25 protein-coding genes and 1 tRNA gene are annotated in these 22,896 nt (G+C 65.9%); 12 read left to right on the top strand and 14 right to left on the bottom strand.

Translation table 11 applies throughout. From position 1 onward, the window contains the following. Window positions 1–21 precede the first annotated feature (21 nt). A complete protein-coding gene (locus H7828_RS07480; RefSeq protein WP_226780400.1) occupies window positions 22–921 on the bottom strand; it encodes an alpha/beta hydrolase family protein in 900 nt (299 codons plus the stop codon). Between the two features lie 84 nt (window positions 922–1,005). Between H7828_RS07480 and H7828_RS07475 the strand changes: the two genes are divergently transcribed. Further along, window positions 1,006–3,465 carry a hypothetical protein gene (locus H7828_RS07475; protein WP_226780399.1) on the top strand — a complete coding sequence of 820 codons (2,460 nt, stop codon included), beginning with the start codon at window positions 1,006–1,008 and terminating at the stop codon, window positions 3,463–3,465. 182 nt (window positions 3,466–3,647) lie between these two features. On the opposite strand, the gene uxuA is transcribed toward H7828_RS07475, so the two are convergent. Further along, the gene (gene uxuA, locus H7828_RS07470; RefSeq protein WP_226780398.1) at window positions 3,648–4,856 is read right to left on the bottom strand and encodes a mannonate dehydratase; all 1,209 of its coding nucleotides are present in this window, start codon (window positions 4,854–4,856) and stop codon (window positions 3,648–3,650) included. Between the two features lie 24 nt (window positions 4,857–4,880). Further along, window positions 4,881–5,567 carry a rhomboid family intramembrane serine protease gene (locus H7828_RS07465; protein WP_226780397.1) on the bottom strand — a complete coding sequence of 229 codons (687 nt, stop codon included), beginning with the start codon at window positions 5,565–5,567 and terminating at the stop codon, window positions 4,881–4,883. 75 nt (window positions 5,568–5,642) lie between these two features. Here H7828_RS07465 and trpS point away from each other — a divergent pair, with 75 nt between their 5' ends. From trpS to H7828_RS07450, 3 genes are all read left to right on the top strand, one after another. Beyond that, the gene (gene trpS, locus H7828_RS07460; RefSeq protein WP_226780396.1) at window positions 5,643–6,674 is read left to right on the top strand and encodes a tryptophan--tRNA ligase; all 1,032 of its coding nucleotides are present in this window, start codon (window positions 5,643–5,645) and stop codon (window positions 6,672–6,674) included. Window positions 6,675–6,677: 3 nt separating this feature from the next. Next, window positions 6,678–7,421 (top strand): NAD(P)H-dependent oxidoreductase, encoded by a 744-nt coding sequence (locus H7828_RS07455; protein WP_226780395.1) that lies wholly within the window; start codon window positions 6,678–6,680, stop codon window positions 7,419–7,421. 95 nt (window positions 7,422–7,516) lie between these two features. Then, complete coding sequence (locus tag H7828_RS07450) at window positions 7,517–8,014, top strand: VOC family protein (RefSeq protein WP_226780394.1); 498 nt, start codon at window positions 7,517–7,519, stop codon at window positions 8,012–8,014. A gap of 3 nt (window positions 8,015–8,017) precedes the next feature. On the opposite strand, the gene H7828_RS07445 is transcribed toward H7828_RS07450, so the two are convergent. Further along, window positions 8,018–9,211, bottom strand: a complete 1,194-nt coding sequence (locus H7828_RS07445) for a pyridoxal-phosphate-dependent aminotransferase family protein (protein WP_226780393.1) — start codon at window positions 9,209–9,211, stop codon at window positions 8,018–8,020. Between the two features lie 156 nt (window positions 9,212–9,367). Between H7828_RS07445 and H7828_RS07440 the strand changes: the two genes are divergently transcribed. Then, a complete protein-coding gene (locus H7828_RS07440; RefSeq protein ID WP_226780392.1) occupies window positions 9,368–11,128 on the top strand; it encodes an ABC transporter ATP-binding protein in 1,761 nt (586 codons plus the stop codon). Here the strand turns inward: H7828_RS07440 and H7828_RS07435 are convergent. Beyond that, window positions 11,125–11,808 carry a TIGR04283 family arsenosugar biosynthesis glycosyltransferase gene (locus H7828_RS07435; protein WP_226780767.1) on the bottom strand — a complete coding sequence of 228 codons (684 nt, stop codon included), beginning with the start codon at window positions 11,806–11,808 and terminating at the stop codon, window positions 11,125–11,127. The genes H7828_RS07440 and H7828_RS07435 overlap by 4 nt on opposite strands. A gap of 59 nt (window positions 11,809–11,867) precedes the next feature. Here H7828_RS07435 and ygfZ point away from each other — a divergent pair, with 59 nt between their 5' ends. After that, the gene (gene ygfZ / locus H7828_RS07430; RefSeq protein WP_226780391.1) at window positions 11,868–12,611 is read left to right on the top strand and encodes a CAF17-like 4Fe-4S cluster assembly/insertion protein YgfZ; all 744 of its coding nucleotides are present in this window, start codon (window positions 11,868–11,870) and stop codon (window positions 12,609–12,611) included. 50 nt (window positions 12,612–12,661) lie between these two features. Here the strand turns inward: ygfZ and efp are convergent, their stop codons facing one another. Beyond that, window positions 12,662–13,225 (bottom strand): elongation factor P, encoded by a 564-nt coding sequence (gene efp, locus H7828_RS07425; RefSeq protein ID WP_226780390.1) that lies wholly within the window; start codon window positions 13,223–13,225, stop codon window positions 12,662–12,664. A gap of 213 nt (window positions 13,226–13,438) precedes the next feature. Between efp and H7828_RS07420 the strand changes: the two genes are divergently transcribed. Together H7828_RS07420 and H7828_RS07415 are read left to right on the top strand one after the other, a co-directional pair. Next, window positions 13,439–13,756, top strand: a complete 318-nt coding sequence (locus H7828_RS07420) for a DUF6280 family protein (RefSeq protein ID WP_226780389.1) — start codon at window positions 13,439–13,441, stop codon at window positions 13,754–13,756. Window positions 13,757–13,946: 190 nt separating this feature from the next. Next, a complete protein-coding gene (locus H7828_RS07415) occupies window positions 13,947–15,401 on the top strand; it encodes a cobyric acid synthase (RefSeq protein ID WP_226780388.1) in 1,455 nt (484 codons plus the stop codon). 3 nt (window positions 15,402–15,404) lie between these two features. On the opposite strand, the gene H7828_RS07410 is transcribed toward H7828_RS07415, so the two are convergent. From H7828_RS07410 to H7828_RS07400, 3 genes are all read right to left on the bottom strand, one after another. Then, window positions 15,405–16,157 (bottom strand): hypothetical protein, encoded by a 753-nt coding sequence (locus tag H7828_RS07410; RefSeq protein WP_226780387.1) that lies wholly within the window; start codon window positions 16,155–16,157, stop codon window positions 15,405–15,407. A 108-nt stretch (window positions 16,158–16,265) separates the two neighbouring features. Continuing rightward, on the bottom strand, window positions 16,266–17,645 hold the full coding sequence (locus H7828_RS07405) for a TolC family outer membrane protein (RefSeq protein ID WP_226780386.1): 1,380 nt from the start codon (window positions 17,643–17,645) through the stop codon (window positions 16,266–16,268). A 39-nt stretch (window positions 17,646–17,684) separates the two neighbouring features. Continuing rightward, window positions 17,685–18,338, bottom strand: coding sequence for a protein-L-isoaspartate O-methyltransferase family protein (locus H7828_RS07400; RefSeq protein ID WP_226780385.1), 654 nt, complete (start codon window positions 18,336–18,338; stop codon window positions 17,685–17,687). A gap of 359 nt (window positions 18,339–18,697) precedes the next feature. Here H7828_RS07400 and H7828_RS07395 point away from each other — a divergent pair. The 4 genes from H7828_RS07395 (at window position 18,698) to H7828_RS22970 (ending at window position 19,865) form a co-directional block, all read left to right on the top strand. Beyond that, window positions 18,698–18,771: transfer RNA gene (locus H7828_RS07395), tRNA-Cys, on the top strand. A gap of 131 nt (window positions 18,772–18,902) precedes the next feature. Further along, a complete protein-coding gene (locus H7828_RS07390; protein WP_226780384.1) occupies window positions 18,903–19,301 on the top strand; it encodes a hypothetical protein in 399 nt (132 codons plus the stop codon). Continuing rightward, window positions 19,301–19,504: a hypothetical protein gene (locus H7828_RS07385; protein ID WP_226780383.1), complete on the top strand. Its 204-nt coding sequence runs from the start codon at window positions 19,301–19,303 to the stop codon at window positions 19,502–19,504. Before H7828_RS07390 ends, H7828_RS07385 begins: the two co-directional genes overlap by 1 nt. Then, on the top strand, window positions 19,497–19,865 hold the full coding sequence (locus tag H7828_RS22970; protein ID WP_425354940.1) for a DUF262 domain-containing protein: 369 nt from the start codon (window positions 19,497–19,499) through the stop codon (window positions 19,863–19,865). The genes H7828_RS07385 and H7828_RS22970 overlap by 8 nt, the downstream gene beginning before the upstream one ends. 178 nt (window positions 19,866–20,043) lie before the next feature. On the opposite strand, the gene H7828_RS07375 is transcribed toward H7828_RS22970, so the two are convergent. From H7828_RS07375 to H7828_RS07355, 5 genes are all read right to left on the bottom strand, one after another. Further along, window positions 20,044–20,256 carry a hypothetical protein gene (locus H7828_RS07375; RefSeq protein WP_226780382.1) on the bottom strand — a complete coding sequence of 71 codons (213 nt, stop codon included), beginning with the start codon at window positions 20,254–20,256 and terminating at the stop codon, window positions 20,044–20,046. After that, window positions 20,253–21,020, bottom strand: a complete 768-nt coding sequence (locus tag H7828_RS07370) for a glycoside hydrolase family 108 protein (RefSeq protein WP_226780381.1) — start codon at window positions 21,018–21,020, stop codon at window positions 20,253–20,255. Before H7828_RS07370 ends, H7828_RS07375 begins: the two co-directional genes overlap by 4 nt. Then, entirely contained in the window at window positions 21,017–21,496 is a 480-nt protein-coding gene (locus H7828_RS07365) for a hypothetical protein (protein ID WP_226780380.1), read from the bottom strand. Before H7828_RS07365 ends, H7828_RS07370 begins: the two co-directional genes overlap by 4 nt. Next, on the bottom strand, window positions 21,493–21,822 hold the full coding sequence (locus tag H7828_RS07360) for a hypothetical protein (protein ID WP_226780379.1): 330 nt from the start codon (window positions 21,820–21,822) through the stop codon (window positions 21,493–21,495). The genes H7828_RS07365 and H7828_RS07360 overlap by 4 nt, the downstream gene beginning before the upstream one ends. 37 nt (window positions 21,823–21,859) lie before the next feature. Continuing rightward, the coding region (locus H7828_RS07355; protein WP_226780378.1) for a hypothetical protein at window positions 21,860–22,896 on the bottom strand (1,037 nt) is incomplete at its 5' end.

Genomic DNA, 22,896 nt, shown 5'->3' with positions numbered 1-22,896 from the left:
ATAGACTGTATCAATCGAGTATCAATTTTCCGCACCCGGCGCCCCCAACAGGGTTTGCAGCAGGAAATCCAGCACCCTTTCGCGCATGGCCGGGGTCTCGGCATGGCCCAGGTCGTCCTCGACATGAAAGGCCAGCGCATCTTCGGCCCCCGCCGCGCGATACCCCGCCAGCAGGTCGTCGCGCGCCCTTGCAAAGGCCGAGGGCGGCGTGCCGCAATCCTGCAACCCGACACAATGCAGTGCCGGACGTGGCGCCGACAGCGCCGCCACCTGTCCGGTGCGCCCCAGCTTCAGCAGGCCGGGCACCGTCATGTAGTTGCCATGCACGTCATGCGCGCCGGTTTCGATCAGCCCGCCCATATCGGCCAGACAGACCATGGAGACGCTGGCGGCGATCCGGGGGTCGATGGCCGCCAGCCACCAGGCCAGGGTGCCGCCCATGGAAATGCCCATGGCCCCGATCCGCGCGGCATCCACCCCCTCCTGCGCGGTCAGCCAATCCAGCCCGGCCACCTGCTCGGCCAGCATCTGGCCAAACAGGGTGCGGCCCTGCCACAGCCGCGCCTTGGCGGTGGCGTTCTCCTCGGTGGCCGCCCGCGCGCCGAAACAGGGCATCTCAAGGCAGAGCACGGCAAACCCGGCCCGCGCCAGGGCATCAGCATAGGGCGCGGTCAGCGCCGGGCGCCCCTCGGTCAGTTCGGCCATGCCGATGTCGTACCGCGCGCCATGGGCGTGACAGTAGAGCAGCGCAGGCGCCGGGCCGGGCTGCGGGATGTAGAGGGCGGGCACCTCTTCCCCCGCGCCGGTGGTGAAAAGCAGCCGCTGCACCGCCCCCTGCCCCACGACCTGACACTCCATGAACCCTGTCCTGCCCACCTCGTCGCCCAGCAGCGCCAGAACATCCTGCCTTGCAATCGCCATCGCCCGCCCCCTTCAGCCATCCGATAACACCTTGCACCATGGGGCCGGTCGCGCAAACACTGCGTCAACGAAACGGAGACCCCGATGAGCAACACCACCCCCCTGGCCCCCGGAGACGCGATCCGACGCTGGGCCATGGCCGCCCCCAAGGCCGAACATTTCCCCGGCACCGCGCGCCCCATGCCCGACCGGATCGATTATCGCTTCGTCAACGGCTGGGTCGACACCGGCGATCTGCCGTGCCGCGAGGCGATTCACGCCATCCGCGGCGCCAACGACACCCGCCCCGATACCCTGCCCGAGGCGACCTTCGACAATATTCACCTGACCGGCGACAGCCCAGATGCCGACTTCTCGCAGTTCTGCCATCGCCCCACGCTGGTGCGCCACCTGCTGCGCTGCACGCTTTCAGGGCAAGGCGACACCCGGTTCCGCCTGTCCACCTGCGGCGGGGTCCGCCTCTGGCTCGACGATCGCCTTGTCGCGCGGTTCCAGCCGTTTCAGCGCAACCGCAAGCAGGCCAGCGAAATCACCCTGCCGCTGTCCCCTGAGGGCGCCACGCTGACCGTCGAACTGGAGGATCTGCACGAACGCGACACCACCTGTTTCGTTTCGCTGATCCTGGCCGAGGGGCGCGAGGTACAGGCCGGTCTGCCCGCCGACATGGAGACACCCGGCCTCGCCCCGATCCTCAGGGCGATGAACGCGGTGCGCACCGACCGTGTGTTCTATGCCGACGGAACCGTGTCGCTGGTCTGCGATGCACCGCCCGAGGCGCCCCTGGCACTGCGTCTCACCGACATCGGGCCCTTTCCCCGCGGCGGTCTGTCCCAGCCCCCGCAAAGCTGGCCCGACGTCGCCTTCACCCTCTCGGCCGATGCCCCCTCGGCCCCGGTGCTTGATACGGCGACGGCGCCCCAGGGCTGTGTCACCCTCACCCTGCGCACAAAGGTCGGCGCCGGTGAAATCAGCCGCCGCCTGGGCACCACCATCCTGGCGCGGACATATCCGCTGGATCCGCCGACCCTCGCCGCGCGCAAGGCCGCCGCTCTCGCGATCATCCGCGACGAATCGGCCTTCGACCCCACGGTCGCCCTTGCCCTGCTGGCCCGGGGTCAGGCCACGCCACGCGCCCTCGCCATCCTCGACCAGGCGCTGACCACCATCGAACAGCGCCACGACTGCTGCGATTTCTCGCTCCTGCCACTGCTGCGCATCCTGCGCGACCACGCCGCCCCGCTTCCGGGGGAAACCGTCGAACGGCTGCGCGCGGCGGTGATCGGCTTTCGCTACTGGCTGGACGAACCGGGCGACGACGTGATGTGGTTCTGGTCGGAAAACCATGTCGCCTGTTTTCACATCTGCCAGCTGGTGGCAGGCGCAATGTTCCCCGACACCACCTTCCCCAACAGCGGCAAGTCCGGCGCGCAGCTGCGCCAAGAGGCCACGCAGCGCCTCCACCGCTGGTTCGATTCGATCGATGCCCATGGCCTGGGCGAATGGAACTCGGCCGCCTATTACCCCATCGACCTGCTGGCGCTGTTCTCGCTCCGCGACATGGGGCAGGACGATGCCCTTGCCCGCCGCGCCAACGCCCTGATCGACCGGATCTTCGTGATGACCGGCCTGCACACCATCGGCGGCACCCCCGCCGGTTCCCAGGGCCGCGCCTACGAGAAAGAGCTTCTGGCCGGGCCGGGCACCGAGCTGGGCAGCACCGCCGCCGTCGCCTTCGGCGGCCCCTTCGTGCCCGGCTTCGACAGGGCGGCGGTGATGTTCTGCCTCTCCGATTACGAACCGCCCGCCAGCGCCGCCGCCTTCGCCCACCCGCCACAGGGCCAGGTGATCACCGCCCGCTACACCCAGGGCCCCGACCACATGGGCCGCCTCACGCTCTACAAGACCGCCGATGCCCAGATGTCGACGGTCAGCGACCACAAGACTGGCCAGCCGGGCCACCAACAGCATGTGATCGACGTGCAATGCGCCGCCCATCCCATGGCCCGCGCCTGGATCAACCACCCCGGAGAGCTCAAGGAATGGGGCGAACGCCGCCCCTCGCTTCTGGCCGGCAACGGGCAGTTGCCGCGCGTGGCCCAGCATGGCCCCCTGGCGTTGATGGTTTACGACCTGCCCGGCGACACGCCCCACCCCTTCACCCAGCTTTTCGCCCCCACCGAGGCCTTTGACAGGGTCGAACAGGCCGACGACTGGCTGCTGCTGCACAGCGGCGCGGCCCGCATCGCGATCTGGTGCAGCGCGCCCCTGCGCCCCGTTGCCCATGGCCAGTACCGCAAGGCGCTCTGGCGCGCGCAGGGCCATCGGATGGGCTGGGTGGTCACGCTCGATCCCGGGGCGCTGCCGGACACCCGGTTCGACCCCGAAACCCTGACCGTCGAAGCGCGAACGGAAAGCGGGGTGATCCGGCTGCCCTTCGCAGGCCCGGCCATGGAAAACGGCACACCCTGCAACTTCGCGCCGCTCTCGCCACTGCCCCATGTCTCGATCGACGGCGCGCCGCTTGCACCCTGGAGCGGCGATTGAGGGGCGCAGGCCGCCCCCATCTTTGGTCTTCAAATATCCAAGACCGGTGGGTTGAAAATCCCATTTTCAACCCACCGGGGCGCGTCAGCCGCAGCAAGAGGGCCTGCTCGCCGATTGTCGGATAGGCCCGCCACGGGCGCCCGCAAGGAATGGCGTGGCGTGCGCAGCACGCCGCCTTTGGATCAGACCGCGCCGCCCAGACCGGCAATGACGCCGCGCAGTTCGGCCAGGCCGCGCATCCGCCCGATCAGCGGATAACCGGGCATGCCCTGCACCGCCAGATCGCTCAGAAGATCCTGGCCGTGGTCCGGGCGGAAGGGAATCTGCCAGTCGGCCCGCCCCTCGCCGCGCCGCCGCTCCTCTTCGGCCAGGAGGGCACGCAGGGTGGCCACCATGTCGGTGTCGCCCTCAAGATGCGCCGCCTCGAAAAAGCTGCTGCGCCCGCCGTGGGCCGGCGCGATCCGCTTGGTGTTGCGCAGGTGGACGAAGTGGATCTTCGGCCCCAGCGCCTTCACGAAGGCCTCGGCGTCAAAGTCCGGATCAACGCCCAGCGAACCGGTGCACAGCGTGGCGCCATTGGCCGGGCTTTCGACCGCGTCCATCACCGCCCGGTAATCGGCCAGCGACGACATGATCCGCGGCAGCCCCATGATCGAGAAGGGCGGATCGTCGGGGTGACAGCACAGCCGCAGGCCCAGACGCTCGGCCGTCGGCACGACTTCGGCCAGGAAATCCACGAGGTTCCGGCGCAGGGTTTCCGCGTCGATGTCGCGATACCGCCCAAGGTGGCCGCGAATATCCTCAATCGTCCAAGTGTCGTTCGCCCCGGGCAGACCGGCCACGATGTTGTTCTGCAGGGCAAGCCGCGCGCCGTCGTCCATGGCCGCGATGCGTTCGCGGGCCGCTTCGATGCAGTCCTCGGGGTAATCATCGAAGGCGGTCGCGCGCTCCAGTATGAACAGGTCGAAGGCGGCGAAATCCACCAGGTCGAACAGCATCGCCGTGCCGCCGTGGGGCATGGGCGCGCGCAGCACGGTGCGGGTCCAGTCCAGCACCGGCATGAAGTTATAGCAGATCACCTCGATCCCGGCGGCGGCCAGGTTCTCCATGCTTTCGATATAGGTGGCGATATGGTCGCGAAAACCTTCGGCCTTGGTCTTGATCGCCTCGCTGACGGGCAGGCTTTCCACCACGTCCCAGGTCAGCCCCGACGCGCCGCCGTCCGGCAGGGTCGCGATCAGCTTCTGGCGCGCCGCAATCTCTTCGGCGGGCCAGAGCACCCCCGGCTTGAACTGGTGCAGCGCGGACACCACGCCCTGCACACCCACCTGCCGCATCTCGGCGGTGCTGACCGTATCGGCCGGGCCGAACCATCGCCATGTCTGTTTCATCGTCTCGTCTCCCTAATTCCGGCCTCAACGCTGCCGCAGCTTGTCCATCACCCGGCCCCAGCCGCCGGGGCTGACCAGGAATGACAGGATGAACCCGGTGCAGAACCCGCCCAGTTCCGCGACCCAGTAATTGCCCCCGCCAAACAGCAGCCCGAACAGCAGTTGGAAGGCCATGAGAAACCCGATCAGGGTGAAGGCGCGGGCGCGGTTCTGGCGGATGGCGCCAAGGCCCGTCCACATCACGAAGGTATAGGCCCCGATCAGCCCGTAGACCGCCGGATACCCGCCGATCAGCGCCACCCTGTCATCCAGGAAAACCCCGTAACAGGCAGCCCCCGCTATGGCCGATCCGAAGAAAATGGTCAGCAGGGCGGCGGGGTGAAACAATTCGCCCACGAATTTGCCCATGGCCAGCAGGAACACCAGCACAAAGGCCAGATGCGCGAACCCCTGGTGCAGGAAGACATAGCTGACCATGCGCAGCGCGTCGCGGGCCGTCCACTGGCCCGTGGCCACCGACCTGTCGAACAGATCGGGCAGGAAGGCATAGCCGTTGAAGGCCGCGATCCGCCAGCCCACCCCGTCGGGGCCACCGGCAAAGCCGCGTGCGCCCGCCTGGAACACCAGTTCAAGCCCCACCAGCACCACCGCCAGCGCGATGACGACCGGCGGCAGCGGGTTGATCGGGGCAACGTTGTGATCACTGCGCATGGGGGCCCTTCCTTGACGGCGATTGTCCCCATGGGTAAGCGAGCGGGACGGGAATATCCAGACGGAGTATCCACCATGACGGCCCCAACCTTCACGCCGCGCGTCTTTTCGGGCATCCAGCCCTCGGGCGGTCTGCATCTGGGCAATTATCTTGGCGCGATCAAGCGTTTCGTCGACATGCAGAACGATGGGCTGAGCGGTCAGCCGATCGAGACGATCTATTGCATGGTCGACCTGCACGCCATCACCGTCTGGCAAGACCCGGCCACGCTGCGCCGCAACACACGCGAGTTGTGCGCCGGCTTCATCGCCAGCGGCATCGACCCCGAGAAATCGGTGCTGATCAATCAGTCCCAGGTGCCCGAACACGCGCAACTGGCCTGGATCTTCAACTGCGTGGCGCGCATGGGCTGGATGCAGCGGATGACCCAGTGGAAGGACAAGGCCGGGAAGAACACCCAGAATTCCAGCCTGGGACTTTTTGCCTATCCGGCGCTGATGGCGGCCGACATCCTGATCTATCACGCCACCCATGTGCCGGTGGGCGAGGATCAGAAGCAGCATCTTGAACTGACGCGCGACATCGCGGCCAAGTTCAACAACGATTTCGGCGTCGACTTCTTTCCGATGACCGAACCGGTGATCGAAGGCGCGGCCACCCGTGTCATGTCGCTCCGCGACGGCACCAAGAAGATGAGCAAGTCCGACACCTCGGACGCCAGCCGCATCAACATGACCGACGATGCCGACACGATCGCCAAGAAGATCCGCAAGGCCAAGACCGACCCCGAGCCGCTTCCCGAAACGCTTGAAGGGCTGGAGGGCCGGCCCGAGGCGCGCAATCTGGTCAACATCTACGCCGCCCTGTCCGACATTTCCGCCGAGGCCGCGATGGCCCAGGTGGGCGGTCAGCAGTTCGGCCAGTTCAAACCGATGCTGGCCGATCTGGCGGTGGCGAAACTCTCGCCCATCTCGGCCGAAATGGCCCGGTTGATGGAACAGCCAGACGAGATCGACGCGATCCTGTCCCGCGGTGCCGAACGGGCGCGCGAAATCTCGGCGCCGATCCTGCGCGACGTCTACGAGATCGTGGGTATGGTGCGCTAGGGCGTGGCGACAACGCTTGTCCTGCTGGGCCACCCCGAGCGGCGGTCGTTCAACGGCGCCTGGGCCGACGCCAGCGCCCGGGCCGCCCGCGACCTGGGCCACGAAGTTCTGTTCAGCGCGCCCCACGACGAAGGTTTCGACGCCGCCGAAGGGCCCGCCCACTACACCGATCCGCCCAGCCCCTTCGATCCGCTGAAGGCGCAGGAGGGCACCCTGCCTGCCGATGTCGCCCGCGAGGCCGCGCGCCTGCGCGCCGCCGACCGGCTGATCGTGCATTTTCCCATGTGGTGGTTCGCACCGCCCGCCATGATCAAGGGCTGGACCGACCGGGTTCTGGCCCATGGCCACCTGCATGACGTGGACAACCGGTTCGACACCGGGCGGTTCAAGCGGCTTGAGGTTCTGTTCTGCGTCACCACCGGCGCGCGGGCCAATGAAAGCGGGCCGGACGGGCGCGAGGGGAATTGGCAGATGCTGCTCTGGCCCCTGGCGCAGACCTTCCGCTATCTGGGCGCGACGGTGAAGGCGCCCGTGGCGGTGCATGGCGTGCACGGCTATCACACCGGCGCGGCGCAAGAGGCCCTTCAGGCGCGGCTGTCCGATACACTTGCGCGACAGGCCGGGCTGATCGCGGGCTGGAACGACCGGGCGAACCTGTCGTTCAATGCCGACAGCGATTTCGACGCCAGCGGGCGGCTGCGCCCCGATGCGCCGTCCCATTCCCCCTTCATCCGCCAGCCCGGCTGACCTGCGCGCAGGCGCACGCTTGGCCTGTGGCGCTGCGCGATGGGCAAGGGCGCGCGCCCTGCTATAACCGTGGCACCCCGAAACGGAGCGCCACCATGTCCCCCCTGCCCCCCGCCACACGCATCGGCCATTTGCATCTGAAGGTCGCCGACCTGGACCGCGCCATCTGTTTCTATTCCGGTGTGCTGGGGTTCGACGTGACCCAGAGGTACGGCACCCAGGCCGCCTTTCTGTCGGCGGGTGGCTATCACCACCATATCGGGCTGAACACCTGGGAAAGCGCGGGCGGCACGCCGCCACCGCCGGGCCACACGGGGCTGTTCCACACCGCCATCATCTTTCCCGACCGCGCCAGCCTCGGCGCCGCACTGGCACGGGTCATCGCCGCGGGCATCGCCATCGAGGGCGCCGCAGATCACGGCGTCAGCGAGGCGGTGTACCTGCGCGATCCTGACGGCAACGGCGTGGAACTTTACCGCGACCGCGCGCCCGAAGACTGGCCCCGCGACGAACAGGGCAACCTGGCGATGGTCAACCGCCGCCTGGATCTTCTGGCCCTGCTGGCCGAGGCCGAACCGCCCGCCAGCCTTTAAGGTTCAACGCCCCGCGCAGACAGCGCTGGCCGCTTCCAGCGCGCCCTTGCCGTGGGGAATGTCCAGCGCCTTCAGCCCCGCATCGATGGCCCCCAGGGCGCCCAGCACCATATGCGCGTTCACATGGCCCATGTGTCCCAGACGGAAGAAGCCCCCTGAGCCCCGGTCATCGGGGGCAACCATGCCAAGGCCGATTCCCAGGGTCACGCCCGCATTGGCCATAGTCCAGTCGCGCAGGCGGTCGCCATGATCGCCCCCGATCCTCAGCGAGGTGACGGCATGGCTGCGCAGGGCCGGGTCGGCGATGTTCAACTCCATCGGGCCCTCGCTGCCCCAGGCCTCAAATGCGGCCCAGACGGCACGGGCCAGGGTGGCATGGCGGGCGTGGACATTGTCCAGCCCCTCTTCGGCGATCATGTCCAGCGCGGCGCGCAGCCCATAGATGTGATGCGTGGGGGCGGTGCCATCGAAATACTGCCAAAGCTGCTCTGCCGCGCCGCGCACCTTCCAATCCCAGTAATGGGTCGCCAGGTCGGCGGTTTCATGCACCGCCTCGGCCCGTTCGTTGTAGAACACGAAACCCAGCCCCGGCGGCGTCATCAGCCCCTTCTGGCAGGCCGAAACCATCACGTCGACGCCCCATTCGTCCATGCGGAAATCGTCGCAGGCCAGGCTGGCGATGCAATCGACCATCAGAAGCGCCGGATGGTTCGCCGCGTCCAGGGCGGCGCGCATGCCGGGCACGTCGTTGCGCACGCTGGTCGAGGTATCGACATGCACCGCCATCACCGCCTTGATCCGGTGCTCGGTATCCTCGGCCAGCGCCTGGGCCAGCCTGTCCATGTTGGCAGGCGCGCGTTTGCCGTGATCCAGGATTTCGCAATCGGCCCCCATGCGCTGCGCCACCTCGGCCCAGCCATGGGCGAACCGCCCTGTGGCCAGCACCAGCACCCTGTCACCGCGCGACAGGACATTGGCCAGGGCCGCCTCCCAGGCGCCGTGGCCGTTGCTGATGTAGATGGCGCATTTTCCCGCCGTCCGGGCCACCGCCTTCAGGTCGGCCACGACCCCGGGCATCATGGCGGGCATTTCCCCGGCATAGATGTTGGGCGCCGCGCGGTGCATCGCGTTCAGCACCCTGTCGGGCATGACCGAGGGGCCGGGAATGGCAAGATAATGACGACCGTTGGAAAGCATGGGGAACCTCGCGGGATACTGCCCGGCGTTGGTATTGCGCGCCGCCGGGGCCGTCAATCGCGCACCGCCCGCGCCGCAAGCCGCCCAGCCCGCGTTGCGCGCTTTTCAATCCGCCCCCAAGCCGTTAGCACAAGCACCACCCACCGGAGCCAGACGATGCCCAAAGCCCCCCTTGCCCCCACCTCGCGCGCCCTCATGGGGCGGCTGTGGCGTGAATATGTCGCCCGGCACTGGCGCCTGATCGCGCTGGCCTTCGTGATGATGGTGATCGAAGGATCGACGGTCGGCCTGCTCAGCTACATGTTGCAGCCGATGTTCGACCTGGTCTTCGTGAACGGCAGTGCCGATGCCATGTGGTGGGTCGGGCTGGCCATCCTGATGCTGTTCGTGGTGCGCGCCCTGACAGGCGTGGTGCAGCGGGTTCTGCTGGTGCGGGTCGCCCAGGAAAGCAGCACCGCCATGCAGGTCGATCTGCTGGGCCACATGATGACGCTGGATTCCACCTATTTTCAGATGAACTCTCCCGGCGCGCTGATCGAACGGGTGCAGGGCGATACCCTGGCCGTGCAGGGCGTGTGGCAGGTGCTGATCCAGGGGCTGGGGCGCGATATCGTGGCACTGGTGTCGCTGTCGATCGTGGCGCTCAGCGTCGATTGGGTCTGGGCGCTGACCGCGCTGATCGGGATTCCGCTTCTTGTGCTGCCGTCAATGGCGCTGCAACGCTATGTACGGCGCAAGACCGGCCAGATGCGCGATGCCGCCACCCAGCGTTCAACCCGGCTGGACGAGATTTTCCACGGCATCAACCCGATCAAGCTGAACCGGATGGAGGATTACCAGCTTGGCCGCTTCCGCGCCGTGGTGAACCGCATCGTCAGCGTCAACGTCAAGACCGAGGCAGGCCGCTCGATGCTGCCCGGGATGATCGACATCATGACGGGCCTCGGCTTTTTCGGCGTGCTGGTTCTGGGCGGACGCGAGATCATCGAAGGCGAAAAGACCGTGGGCCAGTTCATGTCGTTCTTCACCGCCATGGCGCTGGCCTTTCAGCCGCTGCGCAGGCTCGGCTCGCTCTCGGGCATCTTCCAGGTGGCCGCCGCTTCGCTTGAGCGGCTTTATGGCATCTTCGATCTGCGCCCCGGCATCGTTTCGCCCGCCACCCCGCGCCCCCTGCCCGCGGGACAGACCGACATCACCCTGTGCGATGTGCATTTCGCCTATGGCGACACGGCGGTTCTGAACGGGCTGACCCTGACGGCCGCCGCCGGCAAGACGACCGCGCTGGTCGGGGCCTCGGGCGCGGGGAAAAGCACCGTGTTCAACGTGCTGACCCGCCTGGTCGAACCGCAGTCGGGCACGGTCGCCCTGGGGGATGTGCCGGTTTCGGCGCTGCCGCTTGGCGAACTGCGCGGGCTGTTTTCCACGGTCACGCAGGATGCTCTGCTGTTCGACGAAACCATCCGCGAGAACATCCTGCTGGGGCGCTCCGACGTGAGCGAGGCGCGCCTGACCGAGGTTCTGGACGCCGCCCATGTGTCCGACTTCCTGCCCAACCTGCCCAGCGGTCTGGACAGCCACGCCGGGCCGCGCGGATCGAACCTGTCTGGCGGTCAGCGCCAGCGCGTGGCCATCGCCCGCGCCCTGCTGCGCGACACCCCGATTCTGCTGCTGGACGAGGCGACATCGGCGCTGGATGCCCAGTCGGAAACCATCATCCAGAAGGCCCTGGAACGGCTGAGCGCGGGGCGCACGACGCTGGTGATCGCCCACCGTCTGGCCACGATCCGCAACGCCGACCTGATCGTGGTCATGGACCGTGGGCGCGTGGTGGAACAGGGCAGCCACGATGCGCTTCTGGCGAAGGGCGGCCATTACGCCGATCTCTACCACCTGCAGTTCGAAAAGGACGGCGCCTAACGCCGGTAATCGCGCGCCAGACGTTCAGGCGAAACCCCCGCGAAGTACCGCGCCAGCGTCCACAGATTGCGCGCGCCCCGGCGCAGCCAGCCACCCGTCAGGTACCGTCCCGCCCCGGTGTAGATCACCCCCTCAAGCGGGCGCAGATGGCCGCGCAGGGCGCGGGCAAGGGCCACATCCTCCATCAGCGGCAGATCGGGAACACCCCCCACCTGCGCGAGAAGTTCGCGCGAAATCAACAGCCCCTGATCGCCATAGGGCAGGCTGAACAGCCGCGAACGCAGGTTCGCCCAACCCGCCACGAAGCGCGGCGCGGCACCCGTCGCGCGAAAGGCCAGGCGGAACCACCCCGCGCTGTCGCCATGACGGGCCAGGTGGGTTTCCACCGCGCCGACCCAACCGTCGCCCGGCCAACTGTCGGCATGCAGGATCAGAACCCAGGGCGAATCCGCCGCCGCCACGCCCCGCGCGATCTGCGCGCCTCGCCCCGCCGGCCCCTGCACCAGCTGGGCGCCCATCGACTCGGCCATCCTTGTCGTGCCGTCCTGCGATCCGCCGTCGCTGACCACCAGCCGCCGGATCAGCCCCGCCTGCAACCCGGGCATCAGCGCCGCCGCGCAGCCCGGCAGCGATTCGGCGGCGTTCAGGGTGGGGATCACGATGGTGAGGGGGGCGGGCATGGCGGCCATGGTCATTGCGGGGTCGCCCACCTATATATCGCCGCGAAGGGAGCCGAAAGATGAACACGACCGATCCGCGACGTATCCTGGCCCTGGGCGGCCCCGAGGCCCATGATTTCCTGCAGGGGCTGGTCAGCAACGATGTGCCCTCGGCACCCGGCGTGCTGCGCTATGGCGCGTTGCTGACGCCGCAGGGCAAGTATCTTTGCGATTTCTTCATGTTCGTGCAGGACGATACCCTGATGGTGGACGCGCCCGCCGATCTGTTCGACGATCTGAAGCAACGCCTGACCATGTACCGCCTGCGCCGCAAGGTCACGCTGGATGAAGTGCCCCTGCCCGTGGCGCGCGGCACCGGCGCAACGCCGGACGGCGCCCTCCCCGATCCGCGCCACCCGGCGCTTGGCTGGCGGGCCTACGGCGAAGGCTTCGCCAGCGACGCCACCGATTGGGATGCGATCCGCGTGGCCCATTGCATCCCCGCCGCGGGGGTCGAACTTGTGCCGAACGAAACCTACCTGCTGGAGGCTGGGTTCGAGCGTCTGAACGGTGTGGATTTCCGCAAGGGCTGCTACGTGGGGCAAGAGATCAACGCCCGCATGAAGCACAAGACCGAGCTGAAGAAGGGCCTGACCACGGTCAAGATTGAAGGCTCGGCCGCTGTCGGCACCCCCATCGCCCGCGATGGAAAGCCGGCCGGCACCCTGTTCACCCAGTCGGGAGACCGTGCCATCGCCTATCTGCGGTTCGACCGCGCGACCGGCCCGATGGAGGCCGAAGCGGCCAGGGTCACGATGCCCTGACCGTCATGCGCGCCCTGCAAGGCAAGGCGCGCGATCACCCCTCGCAGCCCTCAGGCGCGTTCGGCGTATTCCATGGTTTCGGTGTTCACGATGATGTCTTCGTCCTGGCCGACGAAGGGCGGCACCATGACCTTGACGCCATTGTCCAGGATCGCGGGCTTGAAGCTGTTGGCGGCGGTCTGCCCCTTCACCACGGGTTCGGTTTCGACGACCTTGCAGGTCACTTTCTGGGGCAGCGTGGCGTTCAGCGCCTCTTCCTCGTAGAATTCGACGAGGATGGTCATGCCGTCCTGAAGGAAGGGGCGGCGTTCGCCCAGCAGTTCGGCGGGCAGTTCGATCTGTTCGTAGGTTTCGGCATCCATGAAAACCAGCATGCCATCGGTTTCGTAAAGGAACTGTTGATCCTTCTGCTCAAGCCGGACTTTTTCAACCTTGTCGGCGGAACGAAACCGTTCGTTAAGCTTTGAGCCGTTACGAAGATTGCGAAGTTCGACCTGTGCAAAGGCGCCGCCCTTCCCGGGTTTCACATGATCCACCTTCACGGCTGCCCAAAGGCCGCCGTTATGCTCCAGAACGTTACCGGGGCGAATTTCGTTTCCGTTGATCTTGGGCATTGAGGCTAAACCATGGCAAAAGGTTGATTGAAGATTGGCGCCTCCTATATCTGGGCAAGGAAAGGCTGACAAGGCACTCTATCCGGGCGCCACTGTCGGTCAGCCATGCGCAGGACGCATAGGTGGCATTCCAAATGAGAGACACAGAATCGGTCTGTTAGCGTCCATAAGAGGCTTCACGCCGAAAACGCAAGAGCAAGAATAGAGGACGAGATGTCAGATTTCGTTGATGGAACAGCTTTCAACCACGAACAGGGCAACCGGGCACGCAAGCTCTTTGCCGCCGTGGTTCTGGCCGCTTTGGATGACGCCATTGCAGACGACAAGAAATACGGCAACGGGCCCGAGCAGATCGCGCGTTGGGCACGGTCGCGCGATGGACGCGAGGTTCTGTCCTGCGCCGGGATCGACCCCAACGAACGCGTCGTCTCGGGGCTGATGGAATTCGTTTCCAAGGGCATCCGCACCTCGGTGGCGCTGTCGCGCGAGGAAAGCGAACGTCGCAACGCCGCACAGGCCGAAGCCGCCTGATATCCGATTGCTGCCAGCAAGAACAAACGCGCCAATCGGCGCGTTTTTCTTTTGCACGATCCCGGCGCACCCCAGTTGCGCGCTGGAGGATTGCACCCATCCCGCACCAATGACAGCGCCGCCGCGCATTCGGCTTTTCCCCCGGCGCCCCGCCCCTTAGGACAGTCTTGCGATCCGGAATGGGGTGAACATGGCCAAGGCGATCATGATACAGGGCGCGGGCTCAAACGTGGGGAAATCCATGATCGTGGCGGGCCTTGCACGGGCCTGCCTGCGGCGCGGGCTGTCCGTCGCCCCCTTCAAACCCCAGAACATGAGCAACAACGCCGCCGTCACCATCGACGGGGGCGAGATTGGCCGCGCCCAGGCCCTGCAGGCGCGCGCGGCGGGGCGGGCGCCCGTGGTCGACATGAATCCCGTCCTGCTGAAGCCCGAAACCGACACCGGCGCGCAGATCATCCTGCGCGGCCACCGCTTTGCCACCCTGCGCGCCCGCGACTATGGCGCGCGCAAACACGAACTCCTGCCTGCCGTTCTGGAGAGCTTCCGCAACCTGGCCGCCACCGCCGATCTGATCCTGGTGGAAGGCGCCGGCAGCCCCGCCGAGATCAACCTGCGGGCCGGTGACATCGCCAACATGGGCTTTGCCGCCGCCGCCAATGTGCCAGTGATCCTGGTGGGCGATATCGACCGGGGCGGCGTGATCGCACAATGCGTGGGCACCCACGCGGTTCTGCCCGAGGCCGACCGCGACAGGATCGTCGGCTTTGCGATCAACAAGTTCCGGGGCGACGTGACGCTGTTCGATGCCGGCCTCGCCGAGATCGTATCGCGCACCGGCTGGCCCTCGCTGGGGGTGATGCCCTGGTTCGACGCGGCCTGGCGCCTGCCCGCCGAAGATGTCATGGACATCTCCAGCCGCAAAGGCGGCCCGTTCCGCGTGGTGGTGCCGCGCCTGTCGCGAATCGCCAATTTCGACGATCTCGACCCACTGTCGGCCGATCCGCAGGTCAGCGTCGACGTGGTGGAATCCGGGCGCGCCCTGCCCGGCGACGCCGACCTTGTGCTGATCCCCGGCAGCAAGGCCACCATGGCCGACATGGCCCATCTGCGCGCCCAGGGGTGGGACATCGACATTCTGGCGCACCACAGGCGGGGCGGGCATGTGCTGGGCATCTGTGGCGGCTACCAGATGCTGGGGCGCGAGATAATCGACGCCGAGGGTATCGAAGGCCGCCCCGGGCGGGTGGCGGGACTTGGGTTGCTGGATGTCAGCACGCGGATGGAACCGGCCAAGCGCCTGTCGCTGACCCATGCGCGCGATCGCGAGAGCGGGGCCGATGTGGAGGGCTATGAAATCCACCTGGGCCGCACCACCGGCCGCGATTGCGCCCAGGCGTGGCTTGAGATCGACGGCCGCCCCGAAGGCGCGGCATCCCCCGACGGGCGCGTGCGGGGCTGTTATCTGCACGGATTGTTCGCCGGTGACCGGTTTCGCGACGCCTATCTGCGACGGCTGGGCGCGGCGCCCTCCGATATCGGCTATGATGCGATTGTCGAACAGACACTGGACCAGTTGGCCGAACATCTGGAACGGCACATGGACATCGACTTGCTGCTTGATCTGGCCCGGCCCGTGGGCTGACCCCTATTCGAAATCGCGGATCGAAATGGCGCGCATGATTTCGCGGCGCACCAACTTGCGCACGTTGCGCGTGATCCGTTCACCCAAGGCACCCTGAAGTTCCTGCCGGACGATTTCGGCCACCATGTCGCGCAGCATCTCTTCGTCGATGATGGCGTCGTCGTTCGAAAGATCGAACTCGGGCCCCTGGCGCGCGGCGGTATCCTTGCGGTGCGATTCGGCTTCCAGAACCTCGATCCGGTCTTCCGGGTCCGAGGGGGTGCCGGGGGCATCGTCTTCGGCGCTGTGCTGGCCCTTTGGTTCGTCGTGATCGGGCGTGGGGTTCTCGGCCTCAAGCTCACTGATCAGAACGTCCAGATCGACGGCGCCGTCATTGTCCTTGGCTTGTGCCGCCTCCGCCGCGCCGTGGTGGCGCGCGGGGAACAACACGGCCGTGGGGCGGTGCTGGGTCGTATCCTCGCTGCCGTCGGGCTCGAACTCGGCGGCCTGGTCGCCGACCGCCGCCTCAAGCTCGGCAATCCGCCGCTCCAGCGTCTTGGTGTAATCCTCGGCCAGGCGCGCCGTCTTCTCCGCCGGAACGGATTCGGCCTTCTCCTGCGGGGTGACGGGGGGCGAGATGCGGTAATCCTGCGTGAGGATCAGCTTGCTGTCCGGTGCCGGATCCACCGGTTTCGGCCTGCCGGAATCGACCGAGACCAAGCGCCGGATCGACGACAGGACATCTTCAATTTCAACGTTTGTTACCGGGTCGGACATGATTGTGCCTCTGTCTGCTCCGCCGAAAGTGTAATCGCAGTTGCGGTGTCACACAACTGATAGAGACAAAAGGTTCATGACGGTTTCATGCCGATTGTCGGCACTTGCCTATTTCTTGCCCAGCGATTTCAACACACGGTCCAGCTTTTCGCCCTGGGGGCTGACAAAGCGTGTCGGCGCGTCGCGCACGGCGTTGTAATAGGCCGCCGGATCGTAGGTCACGATGCCCAGCCCCAGATGATCGACCGTCAAAAGACCCATCGACGCAAGAAGGCCGTAGATCGCGGTGATGCGGTTGGTTTCGGCGGTGATGCGCGAGGCGCGGGCGTCCAGCAGTTCCTGTTCGGCGTTCAGCACGTCCAGCGTGGTGCGGGCGCCCAGGGTCGCTTCCTCCTGCACGCCGCGAAAGGCGACAGTGGCGGCGCGCACCTGTTCGTCGCTGGCCGCAAGGCTGGCCTGCGCGACGGCAAGCGAGGCCCAGGAATTGCCCACCGTCTGTTCCACCAGGAACCGGGTGTTGTGCAGCGAAGCGCGGCTGGCGTCGCGGCGGGCCTGCGCCTGCCGCATGGCCGAGCTGAGCCGCCCGCCCTGGTAAATCGGACCGCTGAGGCGCAGCCCCACCGACGAGGCGTTGTCGAAATCCTCGTTCACGCCGACACTGCCGCGCAGTTGCAGCGTGGGCTTCATCGCGGCCTCGGCGCGGGCGATGCCCAGTTCGGCCACCGTCACCTGGCGCATGGCCCGGCGGATATCGGGGTGGGTGCGGCGCGCGACCTCGCGGGCGGCCTCAAGCGAATTCGCGGTTTTCGGAGGCGTCGGCGGCGGGCTGAGCGTGTCGGGATAACGCCCCACGGCCTGGCGGTAAGCCTCGCGCGAACGGGCCAGATCGCCCTGGGCCGCGGCCAGGCCCGCGCGGGCCGATGCCAGGCGCGATTCGGCGAAGGACACATCGGTGCGCGTCACCTCGCCCACCTCGAACCGGTCACGGGCCGCGCGCAGTTCGCGTTCGATCAGGCGCATGTTGCTTTGGCGCAGGTTCACCTGGGCAGAATCGTTGCGCACGGAAAGATAGGCATCGACGGCGGCGAAAAGCACGTTCATCTCGACCCCGATCAGCCCCTCGCGGGTGGCCAGAACGGTTTCCTTGGCGATCTCGACGCCCAGTTTCGCACCGCCGAAATCGAACAACAGCTGTTCAAGGGTGATCGCGAGGTTGCTGTCGGTGTTGTCGACGCTGGCCGAAAGCGAGAAGTTGTAGGTGGTGGAGGCCAGATAGCTGATGACCGGGCGCAGGGTGGCCACGGCCTGTGCCACATCCTCGTCAGCGGCGCGCAGAGTGGCGCGGTTCTGCTCCAGAAGGCCGCTGTGCTTGTAGGCGCCGACCATGGCATCGGCCAGGGTCTCGGCACTTGCGGCGAGGGGCGCCAGCGCCGAAGCCCCGAAAAGTGTGGCCGACAAGAGCCCCGCAGCGATCCGGTTGGTCAACATCTTGGCCTCTCCCAATGTACTCCCGAAAACCGTCGGGCCTTAAAAAACGAATGCCGGTTGCCGGGCAAACCCCGGAAGAACCGGCGCCGAGGCATTGAACGCGAAACGCCAGCTGATCCGACCGTCGATCTGATAACCGATCCGGCACACCCCAAGGGTGCCTTCCTGGAACAGGCAGGCAATGCGCCCGCCCTCGTTGAGCTGATCCAGCAGGGCCTGCGGCACCTCTTGCACCGCCCCCTCGACGATGATCACGTCATAGGGGCCATGTTTGGGCGCGCCCTCGGTCAGCGGCGCTTCGACGACCGCGACGTTATCGACGCCCTGATCGCTCAGCGTATCGGCGGCCTCGCGCGCCATGTCTGCGTCTTCCTCGACGGCAACCACGGCTTCGGCCATGCAGGCCAGGATCGCCGAGGAATATCCCAGCGCACAACCGACATCCAGCACCAGGTCACCCGGCTGCACGTCCGCCGCGTCCAGCATCTTGGCCAGTGTGCGCGGCTCGACGATGCAACGCCCCCCGCCCAGTTCGATGTTCTCGCCCACATAGGCGGCCTCGCGGCGGGACGCGGGAACATAGATCTCGCGCGGCACGTTTAACATGGCGTCGATGATGGGAAACTTGGTCACATCGGACGGGCGGATCTGGTTGTCCACCATCATCATGCGGCGCTTGGCAAAGTCGGTCATTGACTGAACTCATCCGTTCATTTCATTGAAACCGGGTTTGGCACGATTTGCGGGGCTGGGCAACAGGCGGATGGGCAAAAGCGCGCCCTGCCCCGTGTTCTGTGGCGTCGCGGTCAGCGCCGCTGGCTGCACATCGGTGCACGGCCAGGCCGGAGCAACCCTTTCACCGATGCGGCCGCGCAAGGCGTCGGGTTCGTCCGCTTTCTCGTGGATGGACCGGCTGAACGGATCGACCGTTCGCGCATGTATGTCGAGGCAGAATGAACAGGGGCTGCGCAATGAATGTGCACAGATTGTGCAGAGACGCCACTTGCGGCCAGCCGACGGACGGGGTAAATGCCATGCACCACAACGGGCTAGGCGAGTTGGCGGAGTGGTTACGCAGCGGATTGCAAATCCGTGTACAGGAGTTCGATTCTCCTACTCGCCTCCATTGCTTTTCAATGACTTACGAGTTGACCCCACGCCCGGTTCTACCCGGTTTCGTGGAAATGCTACCAATTCCCGTTCCGTTCATGTTCCGTGCCATGGCCGAGACAGCCTGACCCGCGCGGGGTGCGCGTGATGGCCGACTGTACCCACTGGCTTGGCGATGAAGTGAATGGCATTTGGGTATGCGCCCGATGCTTTTCCAAACATCCCGAAAGGCCGCGCCGTTACGTAATGGAACTGTCTAGAGAGTCCAGCGGCAGACCAGCCCGTCAGATGGTGATCTTGGCGCCAATCGCGCAGGCGGGCGATGTGCCTCTGGCCATGTTCATCGACTTTATGGCTCGCCGTCTAATTGCCAGAACGCGCGGCGGTTTCCACATGGCGGATGCCCGCGATTATGCCATCGAAATCTTGCGCAGCTTTGGCGAGCCGTTTGGGTCGGATGACTTGGATTGGACCATCGCGGGGGCTTGGGAAATGGTGGACGAAGATATGCAGTGCTGGGACCACGACGAAAGGGCCTCCAACTGATGCCCATGACCCGCCCCACCATCCCGAAGGGCCGCATGACGATCCGCAAGGCGAAACAACGCTGGCAGGACGTGTGGGATGCGGCGCAGGAGGGCCACCCGCAGAAGATGGCGGATGCCGTCTCGCGGTTCCAGAGCATTGCCGAGACGTTTTTCATGGACCCGGAGACGCTGGGCCGGATCGAAGGGATAGAGGATGAATGATCGGAAGATGCCGACCCCCTACCGACTGGGGCAGCACATGGCTTCTGCCGTAAGTCACGCTGAACTCAATTGGCAGAACGCCCAATTCGCACACCTTCCAGATCGTCAGGTCATGGGGTTTCGCTTGCCATCTTGGCAGCGCCCGCTTGTCTGGACGGAGGCACAGATGGTCCGCTTGATCGAAAGCCTTTGGCTCGGCATTCCTATCGGGACATATTCCTATGTCCTGAATGACGACCCGGCGACGGATGGCCTTCTGATCGACGGACAGCCAGCATGGCCTCGACCGGTGCGACCAGCGCCAGGCATTCGCGGGGGTCCGTTTCGATCCGCATGGCCTCGGTTCGGCAATCGACCGTGACCGGGTCGGACAGCAGGCAGATGGTCGCGGTGAGGAGCAACATCACCCGCACACCGCCTCGGCCCCTAGCACCACGTCAGCGCCCGCCTGCCCCACCGCTTCTGGCGTCTCGGGGTGCTTCACCAGCGCGGCGCGCAACGCGTCTGTACGGGGCTTGAGGGCGATGCACGGCACGGCATCAATCGGGGCAGGTTTCACGCAAGCGGTCAAGCCAGTTGCAATCGTCAGGATTAGCAGCGCCTTCATTGAAGTCCCTCGCGTTGTTGATGGTTTCGCCCAGCCCGTCGCGTTCGGCCCGCAGGTTGGCGTTGTCCTGGATGGCCCACCACAGCGCCCCGGCCAGTGACGCGACAACCGCCGCGCCACCGATCAGCAGGTAAAGGCGGGTCATGCCTGCCGACCTCGCACAAGCCACCAGATGCCCGTCAGAGCCGCCATGACCAGCACAGCGGCGATGGCGTACTGCACCGGGCCATTGCCGCCCAGCAGCGTCCCAGCAGCGCCCAGAACGCCCGCCACGCCCCCCACCGCTCCCTTGTCGCTCAGCACGTCCTTGATGGTAGCGGTGGTGCTCTCCGGGCCGGATGCTTTGCCGGGGGCGGGTTCGCTCGCTTCCGGGCCGGTGACATGCACATAGCTTGCCTCGGCCAGTCGGATCGCCTTTGCCCGGACCTCGGCCACGCGCCGCGCCCAGCCCTTGCCGAACGTCGCCCAAGTCTTGAGCCGCTTGAGCCACGTCAGCCGCGCCGCGCACAGTTCGGCGACCACCTGTTTCGCGCTGGTTCGCCCGATTGCCGCCAGTGTCTGCGCCCCGATCACGCCGTCAGCATCAACGCCGACGATCCTCTGGACAAACTGCGCCGCGCGGGCTGGTCCGCTGTTCACTGCGAAGTCGAACACGGCATAGTCCAGACCGGACGGCAGATCATCGCCGCGCACGGCGTCCCAATACTGCGCCTTGTAAATCGCGGCCACTTCCTCGTCGGTGATTTCCTTGACTGACCGCACCGGCTGGTTGTGCTGGCGCAGCCACGCGGTGTAGGTCCGGTGCGTGATACCCTTGTTGGTCGCGCCGCCGGGGTCTTTCGGGTGGTTCACATAACCGCCTTCATGGATCAGGACGGCCCGCAGGCTTTCGGCGAAGTTCTCTCTCATTTACTGGGTATCCTCGGGTCATAAAGGTCAGAGCAAAACGGGCCGAAGTCACCCGCAACGCCGCGCGCCGTGCGCACCGTGTAGCTCACGCAAATTCGGAATGGCTCATTCGGCACCGGGCGATCAGCCTCAAAGAAGGCATCCCAATCCCAAGCGCGTTCAACCGATTTCGTGCTGTAGGTTCCGCTCCCGCCCCCGCCAGCCAGACGCCGCCCGCTTTCCAGTTCCGGCCATGCCTTCCACCGCCCCTCGACAAACGCCGGGGCATTGACGCGGTACAGCAGGACGGGCTTTCTGTCGTTGCGCTGGGGGATGATTTCGATTGTGGCGTGGAGCCATGGGCGCACCCGAAGATGCTCATCATAGACCCTCACAGCCGGATCGATGCCGACGAGGATAACAACGGTCAGGAAGGCCCCCACCAGCATCGTTCGCAGCGCATTCTCGTTCGGCGTTCCTTTTGAAACCCGGATCATTTCTCCTTCTCCTTTTCAGACACATCCACCCACCGCTCGATCATGGTCACGGCGATCAGGCCCGTCAGAAATGCAGCGGCGCAGATCGTGCCTAGCGCCCCGTGGATGCCCTCGGGCAGGTCGCCCACCCACGGCTTGAGAAGGTACGGGGCCAAGGTGCCGACGCCGAAACTGGTGGCGCTGCCGACGAACACCACCCGGAGGCTTTCGCGCCATGTGGTTTTCAGCGCGGCGGATCGAACTGCACCGCCAAGCCCGCCGAAGAACGCGATCAGGGCGCCGCGCTGGTTGAAGATTTCGGCCCATGGGCCAGGGTCTTGCGCCATGGTCAGCCCCGCCATGTTTTCGGGAATTCGTCGCTGGTCATGCGGATACCTCGGATTGCGGCATCCGCAATATCCGCAGGTTCCCCGTGCCAGCCGACCGCGTGACGTAGAGGCGAGTGGTTTTCGCCGCCATCGACAGGCCGGAAAGGGCGGCGTTGGTCACGTTGCCCGTCACGCCAAATTCGGCCTTGGACGATCCATCACTGCCGATGGCCGTAGCGGAATACCGGCCAACAGTGTTTCCGGGCAACGGCCCGCTGACGTTGAAAATGACCTTGTAGATGGTCGCCGCCGTGGGGCTGAGCGTGATTGCACCCAACAGATAGCTGGTGCTGGAACTGTCGCCTGCAATCTGGATCGTGACGGTTTCGGCAACCGGGCAGTCAATCTCGTATTCAACCTGCCCCCACGCTTTCGGAGAGAGCAGCCACGGCCCCGGCATGTTGAACGGCATGATTTCAGCATTCGTCGCGGCCATGTTGGTGCGAGTGGTCCCGGTCAGCGTGACGGGCCATGTGGAATCGTCGTTGAGGGGGTAGTAGCGATGCCCCGCCCCCTGCCTGCCTTCCCAGATGCCATCCATGTAAACGCCCGGCACAAGCAGCAGCGGCGTATCGCCGTTGGTCGCCCCGCAGCTTGAAATGTCGTTTGGTTCGTCGGGGTCAAACTGGAAAATCCCCGGCGCATGGGAACCGTAGAAGATGGCACGGTTGAAACTGCCGTGGGTGTTGCCCCGTGCACGGATGCGGAAATCGCGCGATCCTTGGATATGCACGTCGCAGGCGGTCGTCACGCCAAATGTGCAATCCTCGATGTAGCCGTGCGTCCCGCGTGAATAGTGAACGCAGGGCGCGAGGGCATCAACACCGTCCGCGATGCCGTCGAAGTCCACATTCTGAACCCCGAACCCTTGGGTGTAGCAGTCTTGAAGGCCGATGCCGCCCGAGTCGCAATCGGTAATGGCAGCGTTCTTGATGGTCGCCACGCAGTCGCGCAGAAGGAACGGACCCGCCGACGTGTTCCCATCGCAGTTGAAATTATCCAGTACCGTCTCGCCGGAATGGCGGATATCCA

This window comes from Oceaniglobus trochenteri, assembly GCF_020529025.1.
Taxonomy (GTDB): domain Bacteria; phylum Pseudomonadota; class Alphaproteobacteria; order Rhodobacterales; family Rhodobacteraceae; genus Oceaniglobus; species Oceaniglobus trochenteri.
Note: the sequence above shows the minus strand (reverse complement) of the source record. Positions and strands in the feature narration are given on the sequence as shown.

Excerpts from the sequence above, each read along its gene's own strand:
- efp (WP_226780390.1), bottom strand. The coding sequence starts at position 13,225 with ATGCCCAAGATCAACGGAAACGAAATTCGCCCCGGTAACGTTCTGGAG.
- H7828_RS07420 (WP_226780389.1), top strand. The coding sequence starts at position 13,439 with ATGTCAGATTTCGTTGATGGAACAGCTTTCAACCACGAACAGGGCAAC.
- H7828_RS07370 (WP_226780381.1), bottom strand. The coding sequence starts at position 21,020 with ATGAGAGAGAACTTCGCCGAAAGCCTGCGGGCCGTCCTGATCCATGAA.
- H7828_RS07465 (WP_226780397.1), bottom strand. The coding sequence starts at position 5,567 with ATGCGCAGTGATCACAACGTTGCCCCGATCAACCCGCTGCCGCCGGTC.
- ygfZ (WP_226780391.1), top strand. The coding sequence starts at position 11,868 with ATGAACACGACCGATCCGCGACGTATCCTGGCCCTGGGCGGCCCCGAG.
- H7828_RS07435 (WP_226780767.1), bottom strand. The coding sequence starts at position 11,808 with ATGCCCGCCCCCCTCACCATCGTGATCCCCACCCTGAACGCCGCCGAA.
- H7828_RS07440 (WP_226780392.1), top strand. The coding sequence starts at position 9,368 with ATGCCCAAAGCCCCCCTTGCCCCCACCTCGCGCGCCCTCATGGGGCGG.
- H7828_RS07450 (WP_226780394.1), top strand. The coding sequence starts at position 7,517 with ATGTCCCCCCTGCCCCCCGCCACACGCATCGGCCATTTGCATCTGAAG.
- H7828_RS07375 (WP_226780382.1), bottom strand. The coding sequence starts at position 20,256 with ATGACCCGCCTTTACCTGCTGATCGGTGGCGCGGCGGTTGTCGCGTCA.
- H7828_RS07475 (WP_226780399.1), top strand. The coding sequence starts at position 1,006 with ATGAGCAACACCACCCCCCTGGCCCCCGGAGACGCGATCCGACGCTGG.
- H7828_RS07365 (WP_226780380.1), bottom strand. The coding sequence starts at position 21,496 with ATGATCCGGGTTTCAAAAGGAACGCCGAACGAGAATGCGCTGCGAACG.
- H7828_RS07385 (WP_226780383.1), top strand. The coding sequence starts at position 19,301 with ATGCCCATGACCCGCCCCACCATCCCGAAGGGCCGCATGACGATCCGC.
- H7828_RS07410 (WP_226780387.1), bottom strand. The coding sequence starts at position 16,157 with ATGTCCGACCCGGTAACAAACGTTGAAATTGAAGATGTCCTGTCGTCG.
- H7828_RS07405 (WP_226780386.1), bottom strand. The coding sequence starts at position 17,645 with ATGTTGACCAACCGGATCGCTGCGGGGCTCTTGTCGGCCACACTTTTC.
- trpS (WP_226780396.1), top strand. The coding sequence starts at position 5,643 with ATGACGGCCCCAACCTTCACGCCGCGCGTCTTTTCGGGCATCCAGCCC.
- H7828_RS22970 (WP_425354940.1), top strand. The coding sequence starts at position 19,497 with ATGAATGATCGGAAGATGCCGACCCCCTACCGACTGGGGCAGCACATG.
- uxuA (WP_226780398.1), bottom strand. The coding sequence starts at position 4,856 with ATGAAACAGACATGGCGATGGTTCGGCCCGGCCGATACGGTCAGCACC.
- H7828_RS07480 (WP_226780400.1), bottom strand. The coding sequence starts at position 921 with ATGGCGATTGCAAGGCAGGATGTTCTGGCGCTGCTGGGCGACGAGGTG.
- H7828_RS07390 (WP_226780384.1), top strand. The coding sequence starts at position 18,903 with ATGGCCGACTGTACCCACTGGCTTGGCGATGAAGTGAATGGCATTTGG.
- H7828_RS07445 (WP_226780393.1), bottom strand. The coding sequence starts at position 9,211 with ATGCTTTCCAACGGTCGTCATTATCTTGCCATTCCCGGCCCCTCGGTC.
- H7828_RS07400 (WP_226780385.1), bottom strand. The coding sequence starts at position 18,338 with ATGACCGACTTTGCCAAGCGCCGCATGATGATGGTGGACAACCAGATC.
- H7828_RS07415 (WP_226780388.1), top strand. The coding sequence starts at position 13,947 with ATGGCCAAGGCGATCATGATACAGGGCGCGGGCTCAAACGTGGGGAAA.
- H7828_RS07360 (WP_226780379.1), bottom strand. The coding sequence starts at position 21,822 with ATGGCGCAAGACCCTGGCCCATGGGCCGAAATCTTCAACCAGCGCGGC.